Origin of the sequence: Leisingera sp. ANG1 (genome assembly GCF_000203975.2) — a bacterium.
GTDB lineage: Bacteria > Pseudomonadota > Alphaproteobacteria > Rhodobacterales > Rhodobacteraceae > Leisingera.
Genome location: NZ_AFCF02000001.1, coordinates 877011 through 889924 on the forward strand (window position 1 = coordinate 877011; position 12914 = coordinate 889924).

Below are 12914 nucleotides of genomic sequence, written 5' to 3' on the forward strand. Positions count from 1 at the left end.
CCTTAGCTGGCCGGTTGTCCAGCCAGCTCAATCACCGTCGCCACGTCACTGAGGCCATAGCCGTTGAACTGCGTGCTCATGGCAGAGGAATAGGCGCCTAGCCCCGGAAACAGGACATAGTCGCCGGTGGCGGCATCACAGGGCAGCGGCAGCCCGTCCGGCAGCCTGTCCAGACTATCGCAGGTGGGGCCGAACACCACCCGCGGCTTGCGCTCGCCCCCGCGATGCTTACCGTCAATACCGACGACCTCTACCCGGCCCGGCAGACCCATGTCGCGGATATCAACCAGCCCGCCGTAGATGCCATCGTTGAGAAAGACCACCTCGCCTGCTTTGCGCATTCCCTTGATGCGGGCGGCCAGGGTGAAACTTTCGGAGACCATGGCGCGCCCGGGCTCACAGATCAGCTTCGGCTTGTCTGCGCCAAAAGCTTGATCTGCCGCATTGCCGATGGCGGCAAAGACCTTCTCCAGATCCGGTGCCACGCCGTCGCGGTTGGCGGCAAAGCCGCCGCCAACGTTCAGGCGGGTGATGTGCACGCCTGCTTCGTCAATGATCCGCTTGGCGGCATGGACATATTCGACCCAGGCGCTTTCATCCTCGCATTGGGTGCCGGGGTGGAAACACAGCGCAGGAGTCCAGCCGCGGGCGGCCACCTGCTTCAGCAGTTCGACGGCCTCCTCGGGGGCAGCACCGAACTTGCTGCCAAAATCATAGGCCGCGCCTGCAACCGGCAGCGCGAAACGCACAGCGATTTCGCAGGAGCGCGGCACCGCGTCCAGCTTCTCAAGCTCGCTCAGCTCATCCACCGACCAGCTCGCGACGCCGTGCTCGATGCCTGCTGCAACCTCCGCCTCAGAACGCATCGGGTTGTTGTAATGCATGACTGCGTCGGGGCTGGCGGCGCGCACCGCCTCCATTTCCGCGGGCGAGGCCACGTCAAACGCCGTGATCCCAGCAGCCACCAGATTGGACAGAACCGCCGGGTGCGGGTTTGCCTTGACCGCATAAGTCACCAGGCCCGGAAACCCCTCCCGGAACCGCCGCGCCACCTCATGCAGGACCCGCGGCGAGAAATACAGGATCGGGTGATCCGGCGTGCTGCGGGCCAGGTGGGACTCAGGCGAAAGCCATAGCGGGGGAATCTGCTGCATCGGGTAATCCTCATTCGTTTTGCATATTTTGCGTGAATTGATCGTCGATTCCGGTTGGCACTTTGCCTATAGTGACGAAAACATCCGTCATATCGCAGGCAATCCATGCAAACCGACGACACCGATCAGCGCCTTGTCACCCTGCTGCGGGAGAACGCCCGCCGCCCGGTGGCTGAGCTTGCCCGCCATCTGGGTCTCGCCCGCACCACGGTGCAGGCCCGGATCGAGCGGCTGGAAAGCACCGGCGTTATATCCGGATACACGCTGAAAACTTCTGCTGCCGCCCGCCCGCCACTGCAGGCCACGGTGCTGATGTCGATTGAACCGCGGTCAGGGCCAGAGGTGCTGGCCCGCCTGCGCAGCCTGCCGGGGGTGGAGGTGGTGCACACGACCTCAGGCCGGTTCGACTTGCTGGCGCAGGTGGTGGCGCAAAGCACGGCTGAGCTGGACGAAACCATAGACCACATCGCAGAGGCGCGGGGCGTGCGGTCCTCCGAAAGCCTGATCCACCTGGCCACCAAACTGGACCGGAAAGGGCAATAGAGGTCAGGCGCTCCTCACGTAATCCAGAAGCCAGTCGCGGAACAGTTTTGCCGCGGGACGCATGGCGCCGCGGTCGGGATAGATCAAGTGGTAGGCCTCCTGCCCCGGCACGTCGACGTCCGGAAGGCAACGCACCAGTCCGCTGGCCCTGACCACCGCATCCGACGCAGGTGCCCGAGCCAATGCAATCCCCATGCCCTGCGCCGACAGTTCCGCCGCCATCAGCGAGTTGTCGGCAAAGAAATAGCGCGCTTGCCCATGGGACAGGCGCAGGTTCTCAAACAGCTGCACCCAGCTGGCCCGGTGGGTCGAGACTTCGATCAGGGGAAAGCGGAAGAGGTCCTGCGGAGACTGGATTTGCGCGGCGATCTCTGGCCGGGCCACCGGATAGAGCACCTCCCGCAACAACTCATCCCCTTCGGTGCCGAACAGCGAAGGGTTGCCAAAGACGATCTGCAAATCTGTAAACTGGTTGGCGAAGTCCGCCGCCATATTGCCGGTGCTGAGCGCCAGGCTGACCTGCGGATGCGCGGCTTGGAACTGCGGCAGCCCGCGCGCCAGCACCCCATGGGCAAACAGCAGCACAGATTGCACAAACAGCCGCTGCTCGCGGCTTTCGCCGAACAGGCCGGTGGTGGCGGTTTCCAGCATCAGAAGCGACTGCTGGACCGAGGGCAGATAGGCCCGCCCGGCCTCTGTCAGCGTCACCGCATGGGCGTGGCGGTGAAACAGAGGCGTGCCCAGCTGCGTTTCCAGCGCCTTCACTTGCTGGCTGACGGCAGCGGCCGACATGTTCAACTGCCCGGCCGCGCGGGCAAAGCTTTCGGTGCGTGCCGCGGCTTCAAACACGCGCAGCCAGTTCAGGGAGGGGATCCGGGTCGCCATGAAAGGAGGCTAAGCAGAACTTAGCCTAACCGGCAAGACATACCGTGCTGGGAATTTCCGCCCCTCACATAGGGTTCTCTGCAGCTAACACCCGCTGCTTAGGCGGCAAATTCACCAGCCATATGAGACACGAGACATGACAACTCCCGCCAACGCCCCGCGCCCCAAGCGGAAGATTTGGAACTTCACCCCCCAGCTTCCAATCCAGACCTCCCCCTATTGGGATTGGCCGATGAAACCGCTGGCTTCGATCAGATACCTGCTGCAAAGCTGGAACCCGCTCGCACTCAGGGCGCTGCTGCTGGTTTTTGCGATCATCACCTGGACCTTCTTCACCCCCTCGCTGGACCGCATCGCCACCTTCAGTTGGGACTGGGTGTTCGAGATCTGGTTCCGCAACTTCTGCATCCTGATGGTGGTGGCCGGCGGGCTGCATCTGGCGCTGTGGAAGTTCCGGACGCAAGCGGATGAGTACCGCTATGACATGCGTCCGATGATGAAGGGCGCCAAGGTCTTCACCTTCAAGAACCAGGTCTGGGACAACATGTTCTGGACCCTTGGCCCCGCACTCACCTTCTGGACCTTCTGGGAGAGCTTCATCCTATATGCCTATGCCAACGGCTGGGTGACGATGATCACGCTGGAGAGCAATCCGGTCTGGTTCACTGTCATGACTGTCTTCATCCCGATCTGGGCGGGCTTCCACTTCTACTGGCTGCACCGGCTGCTGCATGTGGGCGTGCTTTATACCAAGGTGCACGCCTGGCATCACCGCAACATCAACACCGGCCCCTGGTCCGGCCTGGCGATGCATCCGGTGGAGAGCTTCTTTCTGATGTTCGACACCATGATTTTCTTCTTCCTGCCGGGGCATCCGGTACTGGCGATCTTCCTGCTGTTCCACCACGGCATCGGCGCGCCGACCTCGCACGCAGGGTTCGAGCATCTGAAACTCGGCAACAAAGCTAAGTTCCTGGTCGGCGATTTCTTCCACCAGCTGCACCACAGGTTTTTCGACTGCAACTACGGCACCTGGGAAACCCCCTGGGACGAATGGTTCAACACCTTCCATGACGGCACTGAAGAGGGCAACGAAATGGTCAAGGAACGCCGCCGCAAGATCTGGAGCGCAGGCTGAAGCGGGGCAAGCCAAAGCCTTCCTGCAACCCGATTGCACGGTAGCTAGAATCGTGCGCCCGGCCCATACCGCGGAATGCGCGTCAGCAGGGGCCGGGCGTCTTTGACTGCGGCGCCGGAACCGGGCGCCTGAAACTTTATGCACCCCGCGGACCTGCGTGGCGCATGGTGAAGTTAAAACGCAGCGCCCCGGCCAAAGTTCCAAAAACTGCGCCTGGGCGCATCGCCGCACCTGCCCGCCCGCTGCTGCGCCGCTGGGACTTTCCCTTTGCCGCCCCTTTCGGTAAGGGATAGCGCGACCCGAAATTACACGCACGCAGGACCTAGCGCATGGCGATGGAAAAGACATTCAACGCGGCCGAAGCCGAGAGCCGCCTTTACAAGGCCTGGGAAGAGGCCGGCTGTTTCAAGGCAGGCGCCAACGCCAAGCCGGAAGCCTCCACCTATTGCATCATGATCCCGCCGCCCAACGTGACAGGCGTCCTGCACATGGGCCATGCCTTCAACAACACGCTTCAGGACATCCTGATCCGCTGGAAGCGTATGCAGGGCTTTGACACCCTGTGGCAGCCCGGCACCGACCATGCGGGCATCGCAACGCAAATGGTGGTGGAGCGCGAGCTGGCAAAGAACCAGCAGCCGTCGCGCCGCGAGCTGGGCCGCGAAAAATTCCTGGAGAAGGTCTGGGAATGGAAGGAAAAATCCGGCGGCACCATTGTTGAGCAGCTGAAACGCCTCGGCGCCTCCTGCGATTTCTCCCGCACCGCCTTCACCATGGCAGGCGCCCAAGGCGACACCCGCACCGGCCACGAGAACTCCCCCAATTTCCACGATGCCGTGATCAAGGTGTTTGTGGAGATGTACAACAAGGGGCTGATCTACCGCGGCAAGCGGCTGGTCAACTGGGACCCGCATTTCGAAACCGCGATTTCCGACCTTGAGGTCGAGAACATCGAGGTCGCAGGCCACATGTGGCACTTCAAATACCCGCTCGCGAACGGTGCCACTTACACCTATGTGGAGAAGGACGAAGACGGCAACGTCATCCTCGAGGAGGAGCGCGACTATATCTCCATCGCTACCACCCGGCCCGAGACCATGCTGGGCGACGGCGCGGTGGCCGTGCACCCCTCGGACGAACGCTACGCGCCCATCGTCGGCAAACTGTGCGAAATCCCGGTCGGCCCCAAGGAACACCGCCGCCTGATCCCGATCATCACCGATGAGTACCCGGACAAGGACTTCGGCTCCGGCGCCGTGAAGATCACCGGCGCGCATGACTTCAACGACTATCAGGTTGCCAAGCGCGGCGGCATCCCGATGTACCGCCTGATGGATATGCGCGGCCAGATGCGGGCCGACGGCGCGCCTTATGCCGAGGCCGCTGGCATTGCCATGGCCGTGGCCAAGGGCGAGCAGACCCTGGGTGAGAACGAAGCCGACGCCGTCAACCTGGTGCCGGACGACCTGCGCGGGCTGGACCGGTTCGAGGCACGCAAACTGGTGGTCGAGCAGATCACCAGCGAAGGCCTGGCGGTGATGCACATCGTCACCAAGACCGATCCGGAGAGCGGTGAAGAGGTCCAAGTGCTGGAGCCTTACGTCGAGAACAAGCCGATCATGCAGCCCTTCGGCGACCGCTCCAAGGTTGTGATCGAGCCGATGCTGACCGACCAGTGGTTCGTAGATGCGGAAAAGGTCGTCGGCCCGGCGCTGGATGCGGTCCGCAATGGCGACGTGAAGATCCTGCCGGAAAGCGGCGAGAAGACCTATTACCACTGGCTGGAGAACATCGAGCCCTGGTGCATCTCGCGCCAGCTGTGGTGGGGCCATCAGATCCCGGTTTGGTACATCCCCGGCGAGGACGATTGGTACGCCATTTGTGCCGCGACCGAAGAAGAGGCGCTGGAAAAGGCGCGTCTGCAATCCGTCGAAGGTACCGAATTCCGCATCGTAGCCGATCAGCATGAAGCCGCAAAGATTCTGGCTGAACAGGTCAAGCTGATGGATGTGCAGGACGAAGGCGCGATCCGCAGCTTTGATGGCCCAATGCAAGTGCCGATGTTCCGCGACCCCGACGTGCTGGACACCTGGTTCTCCTCCGGCCTGTGGCCGATCGGCACCCTGGGCTGGCCGGAAGACACTGCCGAGATGCAGAAATACTTCCCGACCTCGACCCTGGTCACCGGTCAGGACATTCTGTTCTTCTGGGTTGCCCGGATGATGATGATGCAACTGGCAGTGCTGGACGAAAACCTGCCGGTCAAGGAGCGCATCCCCTTCGACACCGTCTACCTGCATGGCCTGGTGCGCGACGCCAAAGGCAAGAAGATGTCGAAATCCACCGGCAACGTGGTTGATCCGCTGGAGATCATCGAGGAATTCGGCGCCGACGCGCTGCGCTTTTCCTCCGCCGCGATGGCGGCGCTGGGCGGTGTGCTGAAGCTGGATATGGAACGCCTCAAGGGCTACCGGAACTTTGGCACCAAGCTGTGGAATGCGGTGAACTTTGCCCATTTCAACAACGTCTATGACGAAACCGTCCCGGCCTTTGCGTGCCCGGATGCCAAGGCTGCCGTGAACCAGTGGATCATCGGTGAAACCGCAAAGGTGCGGGTGGAAGTGGACGCGGCACTGGAAGCCTACCGGTTCAACGACGCGGCCAATGCGCTTTACGCCTTTGTCTGGGGCAAGGTCTGCGACTGGTATATCGAGCTGTCGAAACCGCTGTTCGGCTCCGAGGATGAGGCGGTGATCGCCGAAACCCGCCAGACGCTGGGCTGGGTGCTGGATCAGTGCATGATCCTGCTGCACCCGATCATGCCCTTCATCACCGAGGAACTTTGGGGCAACACCGCCAAGCGCGAGAAGATGCTGGTGCATGCCGAGTGGCCCACTTACGGCACCGAGCTGGTCAACGCCGAGGCCGACGCCGAGATGAACTGGGTGATCACCGCCATCGAAAATATCCGCTCCACCCGCGCGCAGATGCATGTGCCTGCTGGAGCCAAAATCCCGATGGTCGTCACCGAGTTCTCCGATCAGGCCCGCACGGCCTGGGAAAAGAACGAGGCGATGATCCAGAAACTGGCCCGCATCACCTCGCTGGAGCAGGTGGAGAGCTTCCCCAAAGGCTGCGCCAGCGTGGCGGCGCCCGGTGCGTCCTTCGGTCTGCCACTGGCGGACGTGATCGACGTGGATGCGGAAAAGGCGCGCCTGGAGAAGACACTGGGCAAGCTGGCCAAGGAACTGGGCGGCCTGCGCGGGCGGCTGAACAACCCGAAATTCGCGGCCTCCGCGCCGGAAGAGGTTGTGGCGGAAGCCCGCGAGAACCTGGCGGCACGCGAGGAAGAGGAAGCCAAGGTCAAGGAAGCGCTGGCACGTCTTGCCGAGATCGGCTGATCCCGCTGAAAAATACATTCGAAACGCCCGCCTCTTCGGCGGGCGTTTTGCTGTTCGCTGCAGCGTGTTGAAACCATTCTGATTTTCATCAGTACGGGGAAATTCCTGGTAACCGCCCCATTGTCTTTGCGGCGGTTTTGTATCAGCCTGCCGTCAACCATAAGAACAAGGGAGGCTGCAGCCATGCCCAATGAAACCACCCCCAAGGGATACTGGGTGGCCCATGTGGATGTGAACGACATGGAGCGCTATCAAGCCTATATCAAGGCAGCGCGGCCGGTGCTGGAGGAGTACGAAGCCAAGTTCCTGATCCGCGGCGGCGAGCGGGAAGTGCGTGAAGGCGCGTTCAAGGCCCGCACCGTTGTCCTTGAATTCAAGGATTTCGAAACCGCTAAAGCCTGCTATGATTCCGTGGCTTATCAGAACGCCAAGGCCTTTCGCGATCTGGTCTCGACGGGTGATATGCACATCATCGAAGGGTACGGCGGCTGAAGCCGTCTGCCCTGCTGCTCTGCCAGAGGTCTGCCGATGCCCTTGCTCAAGAAATTCTTTCAAGCGTTCCGCCCGTCTGAGCCGCCCGCCCTTCCCGACCCGGATGCCGAACTGGCGCTGGGGGCGCTTTTGGTGCGGGTGGCGCAATCAGACCGTGACTACAAGCTGGAGGAGATCAGCCTGATCGACCGGATCCTGGCGCGGCTTTACCAGCACAACGCGATTGAGGCCGCCAAGGTGCGCGCCACTTGCGAAAAACTGCACGCAGCAGCGCCCGAAACAGACACTTTCGGCCGGCTGATCCGCGAGACCACCGGGCTGGAGGAACGCCTGGCGGCGCTGGATGCCCTGTGGGAGGTGGTGCTGGCAGACGGCAACGAGCACGAGGGCGAAATCACCATTATTGAGGACGCGCGCAAGGCTATGGGCCTGTCCTATGCCGACAGTGAAAAGGCCCGCGCCCGAGCGGTTGAGAAATTCAGCGGCACAGCGGGGGAGAGCTGATGTTCAAGGAACTGCTGAACCGGCTGCTGGAGCCCGCCCCTGCGCAGCTGGATGACGAAGGCGCAAAACTGGCGCTGACGGCGCTGCTGGTGCGAATAGCCCGCTCCGACCACAATTATTCCGAAGTGGAGAAGGACCGCATCGACCGGATCCTGACTGCCCGCTACGGGCTGGACACCGGCGGCACGCTGATCCTGCGCGAACAGGCGGAGGCCATGGAGGCTGAGGCACCTGATACCGTCCGCTTCACCCGCGCCATCAAGGACGCGGTGGCCTATGAAGACCGCACCGGCGTGGTCGAGGCGCTGTGGCAAGTTGCGCTGGCCGACGGGCACCGGGACGCCAATGAGGACGCACTGCTGCGGCTGTCCTCCAGCCTCTTGGGGGTTTCCGATGTGGACAGCGCCATGGCGCGCAAACGGGCAGAGGCTGCGAAATGATTGCACATCTAGGCATGTACGACCGCCCGGAAACCGCAGCGGCAAACGACAGGTTCTGGACGGAGATACGCAAACACCTCAGCGGCGGGCCAGAAACGCTGACCCGCGGTGCGGATTTCTGGCAGGTCTGGAAATCCCCGGATCTGCTGCTCTCGCAAACCTGCGGTTGCCCCTACCGCACCCGGCTTTACGGAGAGGTGGAGCTGGTGGGCACTCCCGACTACGGCCTTCCCGGCTGCGAACCCGGCTATTACAACAGCGTGTTTATTGCCCGCAAAGAAGACGCAGGCCAGCCGCTGTCCGCCTTAGCTGGACGCCGCTTTGCCTATAACGAATCCCTGTCGCAATCGGGCTGGGCCGCGGCGATGGTGCACCTGCACGACCGCAGTATCCTGCCCGGCGCGCTGGTGGAAACCGGCGGCCACCGGCTGTCTGCCGAAGCGGTCGCGGAAGGCCGCGCCGATTTTGCCTCCCTAGATGCGCTGACCTGGGAGTTGATCCGGGAACACGACACCTTTGCCGCCGGCCTGGCCGAGATTGAGCGCACAGTGCCGACGCCCACCCTGCCCTATATCACAGCCCTGGGCCGGGATGCGGATGAGCTGTTCACCGCCATTGAAACGGCCATCAGCGAATTGGATGCAGACACCAAGGCATGCTTGCATCTGAAGGGGCTGGTGCGGTTCACCCCCAGCGACTATCTCGCGGTGCCGACCCCGCCCGGCCCGGTGCTGACCGAACAGCGCATCCGTGCAGCGGAGCTGACGTAGCCGCCGCCTCCGAAATGGGCCGCCAAACCTGCCGTTTTGACAACTCAGACAGCAGCTTGTGCGGTTTGAACGTTGCATTCGGTCTTTTTTTCGGTCCAATAAGAACGAATTTCCACTTACAGGGACAACGACACCTTGACCGATACAACGCCCGTTCTGCAAATCCGCGGCCTGCATAAATCCTATGGCGAGCTGGAAGTGATCAAAGGCGTCGACATCACCGCCAAGAAAGGCGACGTGGTGTCGCTGATCGGGTCTTCGGGGTCTGGCAAATCCACTTTGCTGCGCTGCTGCAACCTGCTGGAGGACAGCCAGCAGGGCGAAATCCTGTTCAATGGCGAGCCGATCAGCTGGACTGGCCAGGGGCTGGCCCGACGGCCGGCCGATGCCAAGCAAGTGCTGCGCATCCGAACCAACCTGTCGATGGTTTTCCAGCAGTTCAATCTGTGGTCTCATATGACCATCCTGCAAAACGTGATGGAGGCGCCTGTCACCGTTCTGGGCCGCGACAAAGCTGAAGTCGAGGAAAAGGCCCGTCACTACCTGGCAAAAGTCGGCATCGGCGACAAATGCGACGTCTACCCGGCGCAGCTGTCCGGCGGTCAGCAGCAGCGGGCGGCGATTGCCCGCGGCCTGTGCATGGAACCGGAGGCGCTCCTGTTCGACGAGCCGACCTCTGCTCTGGATCCGGAGCTGGAGCAGGAAGTGGTCAAGGTGATCAAGGATCTGGCCGCCGAAGGCCGCACCATGCTGATTGTGACCCACGACATGAAAATGGCCGCGGATGTGTCCAGCCACGTGGTGTTCCTGCACCAGGGCCTTATTGAGGAAGAAGGTTCACCGGACGAAGTCTTTGGCGGCACCCGCTCCGAACGGTTGCGGGCGTTCTTGTCATCGACCCGCCATGAGCAATAATAACGAAATCAATAACCAACCAAAAATGGGAGTAACTTGATGAAATCTTTGATCCTTGGCACCGCCGCCCTGGCGCTGACCGCGGGCATGGGCCTGGCGGACACCGTGCGCCTGGGCACCGAGGGCGCCTATGCGCCGTGGAACTTCGTCAACGACGCCGGTGAGATCGACGGCTTCGAGCGCGAACTGGGCGATGAGCTGTGCAAGCGCGCCGAACTGACCTGCGAGTGGGTCAAAAACGACTGGGATTCGATCATTCCGAACCTGGTTTCCGGCAACTACGACACCATCATCGCCGGCATGTCGATCACCGACGAGCGCGACGAAGTCATCGACTTCACCCAGCCCTACACGCCGCCGGATCCGTCCGCATATGTGGCGCAGTCGGCTGACGTCGATCTGGCAGGCGGCGTGATCGCGGCTCAGGCCACCACCATCCAGGCGGCCTTCATCGCTGAGCAGGGCTGGACCCTGGTCGAATTCGCAACCCCGGAAGAAACCGTCGCAGCCGTGCGCAACGGCGAAGCTGACGCGGTTCTGGCCGACAAGAGCTTCCTGGACACTGTGGTCGGCGACGACCTGGTGATGCTGGAGAAATCCGAATCCCTGGGCGGCGGCGTTGGCATGGGCTTCCGCGAGTCGGATGCAGACCTGCGCGGCAAGTTCGACGCGGCAATCCAGTCGATGAAAGACGACGGCTCGCTGAACGAACTGATCGCCAAGTGGGAAGTGTCCTCACAGTGGTAATCTGATCCTGTTTCAGGATCTTGCAGGCCCGCGAGCCGCGGCACGCGGGCCTCATTCATTCGCTTCCGGCGCCTGGTGTGCCGGGCGTGAGCACAGAAAGACAGGGTACATATGTTTTCCTATTGCACGGACCCATCCACGCTTGAGGGGCTGAGCTGGCTCAGCTGCTATCTGACCACCGGCAAGCATGTGAACCTCTACATCTCGGTCTTTGTGGTGCTGACACTGCTGGCGATCACCGCCCCGACAGCCCTGCTGTTCGGTTTCGGCGCTGCCAGTGCCGCCCGCTCGAAATTCCTGCCTCTGCGCTGGTTCGGCAAAGGCTACACCAGCATTGTACGCGGCGTGCCGGACATTGCCTTCTTCCTGTTCTTCGTCATCGCGCTTGACCAGGCGTTTGAGTGGATGCGCCACAAGGTGAAATGCCCGGACTGGGACCAGCCGATCCGCCAGGGCATCGACTTTGTGGTCTGCGACGCGGCCAAGCTGCCGCTCTCGACCTCGCCGCAGTGGGTGCATGAAACCTATGGCTTTTTCCTGGCCGTCCTGACCTTCTCCATCGTCTTTGGCGCCTTTGCCGCCAACGTCCTTTACGGGGCGATGCGCGCCGTGCCGCGCGCCCAGATCGAAACGGCGGAGGCCTATGGCATGACCCACCGCCAGGCGTTCTGGCGCATCCTGGTGCCGCAGATGTGGGTCTATGCACTGCCCGGCCTGTCGAACCTGTGGATGGTGCTGATCAAGTCCACGCCGCTGCTGTTCCTGCTGGGCGTTGAAGACATCGTCTATTGGGCCAAGGAACTCGGCGGCACCAAGACCGCGCGCTTCACCGACTACCCGCACCCGAACTGGCATGTTGAATACTTCTTCGCGCTGCTGGTGTTCTACCTCTGCTTCACCAAAGTCTCCGAAGTGGTTCTGGACCGCATCATGACCCGCCTGACCAAGGGCCAGGCCACCGCAGCGGGTGAAGCACAAAGAAAGGCAGCGGCATGAGTTGCGTTGAAACCATCCAGGCCTATGCCTTCCGTTCCCTGGGCTTTGGCGAACGGCTGCTGCCGCGCGGCGAATACACCCTGTGCGAGCATTTCACCCTGATCGGTTCCGGCCTGATCTGGAACGTCTACTTCGGCGCACTGGCGCTGATGACCGGCTTTTTCCTGGCAGTCGCCCTGGCGGTCGGCAAGTCCAGCCCCAACCCGCTGTTCCGCAAGCCCGCGGAGTGGTTCATCTTCCTGTTCCGCGGCAGCCCGCTGTTCATCCAGTTCTTCTTTGCCTACGCCTGTTTCCTGAGCCTCAAAAGCGTGTCCAGCTTCTTTGATCCGTTCACATCGGCCTGGCTCGGGGCGCTGGTTGTACTGTTCTGCAATACCGCAGCCTACTCGGGCGAGATCTTCTATGGCGCACTGCTGTCGATACCAAAGGGCGACATCGAGGCCGCCGATGCCTATGGCATGACCGGCTGGAACCGCTTCCGCCGCATCACATTCCCGACCATGCTGCGGCTGGCCTGGCCTGCCTACACCAACGAGGCGATCTTCCTGTTCCATGCCACCACACTGGTGTTCTTCTCCGGCTTCCCGGCCTGGCGGCAGCAGGGCGATGCACTCTATTACGCCAGCTATTTCGCGGACAAGACCTTCAACCCGTTTGTCCCCTACCCGATCCTGGCCTTCTACTTCATCCTGCTGACGCTGGTGATTATCAGCCTGTTCGGCTTTGTGAACCGGCGGCTGAACAAGCATCTGCCGCAGGAGCGGCGGGCCAAGCCCAGACTGAGGATCAGCCTGATCCGCTAACAACAAAATGGCTCCCTCGGGAGCCATTTTTGCTTTTAACGGAGGCCCAGACAGCTTCTCTGCATGGCCAGATGCGCCCATTCGCACCGACAATCCACCAGCTGCACGGCCATCACATCGAACTTT

General features: G+C 62.0%; 13 protein-coding genes. 11 read left to right on the forward strand and 2 right to left on the reverse strand.

Annotation, left to right across the window (positions count from 1 at the left end; translation table 11 throughout):
- Positions 1 to 2: 2 nt before the first annotated feature.
- Positions 3 to 1154, reverse strand: a complete 1152-nt coding sequence (locus GC1_RS04320; protein WP_019295576.1) for a type III PLP-dependent enzyme — start codon at positions 1152 to 1154, stop codon at positions 3 to 5.
- A 105-nt stretch (positions 1155 to 1259) separates the two neighbouring features.
- On the opposite strand from GC1_RS04320, the gene GC1_RS04325 reads away from it, so the two are divergent.
- Positions 1260 to 1697 (forward strand): Lrp/AsnC family transcriptional regulator, encoded by a 438-nt coding sequence (locus tag GC1_RS04325; protein WP_019295577.1) that lies wholly within the window; start codon positions 1260 to 1262, stop codon positions 1695 to 1697.
- 3 nt (positions 1698 to 1700) lie between these two features.
- Here GC1_RS04325 and GC1_RS04330 read toward each other — a convergent pair whose 3' ends face one another.
- Positions 1701 to 2582 (reverse strand): LysR substrate-binding domain-containing protein, encoded by an 882-nt coding sequence (locus GC1_RS04330; RefSeq protein ID WP_019295578.1) that lies wholly within the window; start codon positions 2580 to 2582, stop codon positions 1701 to 1703.
- A gap of 136 nt (positions 2583 to 2718) precedes the next feature.
- Between GC1_RS04330 and GC1_RS04335 the strand changes: the two genes are divergently transcribed.
- From GC1_RS04335 to GC1_RS04380, 10 genes are all read left to right on the forward strand, one after another.
- Positions 2719 to 3720 carry a sterol desaturase family protein gene (locus GC1_RS04335; RefSeq protein ID WP_019295579.1) on the forward strand — a complete coding sequence of 334 codons (1002 nt, stop codon included), beginning with the start codon at positions 2719 to 2721 and terminating at the stop codon, positions 3718 to 3720.
- Between the two features lie 329 nt (positions 3721 to 4049).
- The gene (locus GC1_RS04340) at positions 4050 to 7121 is read left to right on the forward strand and encodes a valine--tRNA ligase (protein ID WP_019295580.1); all 3072 of its coding nucleotides are present in this window, start codon (positions 4050 to 4052) and stop codon (positions 7119 to 7121) included.
- 183 nt (positions 7122 to 7304) lie between these two features.
- Positions 7305 to 7613, forward strand: a complete 309-nt coding sequence (locus GC1_RS04345; RefSeq protein ID WP_019295581.1) for a DUF1330 domain-containing protein — start codon at positions 7305 to 7307, stop codon at positions 7611 to 7613.
- 42 nt (positions 7614 to 7655) lie between these two features.
- Positions 7656 to 8117, forward strand: coding sequence for a tellurite resistance TerB family protein (locus tag GC1_RS04350; protein WP_036761872.1), 462 nt, complete (start codon positions 7656 to 7658; stop codon positions 8115 to 8117).
- Complete coding sequence (locus tag GC1_RS04355; protein ID WP_019295583.1) at positions 8117 to 8557, forward strand: tellurite resistance TerB family protein; 441 nt, start codon at positions 8117 to 8119, stop codon at positions 8555 to 8557. Before GC1_RS04350 ends, GC1_RS04355 begins: the two co-directional genes overlap by 1 nt.
- Positions 8554 to 9327: a phosphate/phosphite/phosphonate ABC transporter substrate-binding protein gene (locus tag GC1_RS04360; protein ID WP_019295584.1), complete on the forward strand. Its 774-nt coding sequence runs from the start codon at positions 8554 to 8556 to the stop codon at positions 9325 to 9327. Before GC1_RS04355 ends, GC1_RS04360 begins: the two co-directional genes overlap by 4 nt.
- 135 nt (positions 9328 to 9462) lie before the next feature.
- Positions 9463 to 10242, forward strand: a complete 780-nt coding sequence (locus GC1_RS04365) for an ABC transporter ATP-binding protein (protein WP_019295585.1) — start codon at positions 9463 to 9465, stop codon at positions 10240 to 10242.
- A gap of 39 nt (positions 10243 to 10281) precedes the next feature.
- Entirely contained in the window at positions 10282 to 10989 is a 708-nt protein-coding gene (locus GC1_RS04370) for a transporter substrate-binding domain-containing protein (RefSeq protein ID WP_019295586.1), read from the forward strand.
- A gap of 111 nt (positions 10990 to 11100) precedes the next feature.
- Positions 11101 to 11985, forward strand: a complete 885-nt coding sequence (locus GC1_RS04375; protein ID WP_019295587.1) for an ABC transporter permease — start codon at positions 11101 to 11103, stop codon at positions 11983 to 11985.
- Positions 11982 to 12788, forward strand: a complete 807-nt coding sequence (locus GC1_RS04380) for an ABC transporter permease (RefSeq protein WP_019295588.1) — start codon at positions 11982 to 11984, stop codon at positions 12786 to 12788. Before GC1_RS04375 ends, GC1_RS04380 begins: the two co-directional genes overlap by 4 nt.
- The last annotated feature ends 126 nt before the right edge of the window (positions 12789 to 12914 follow it).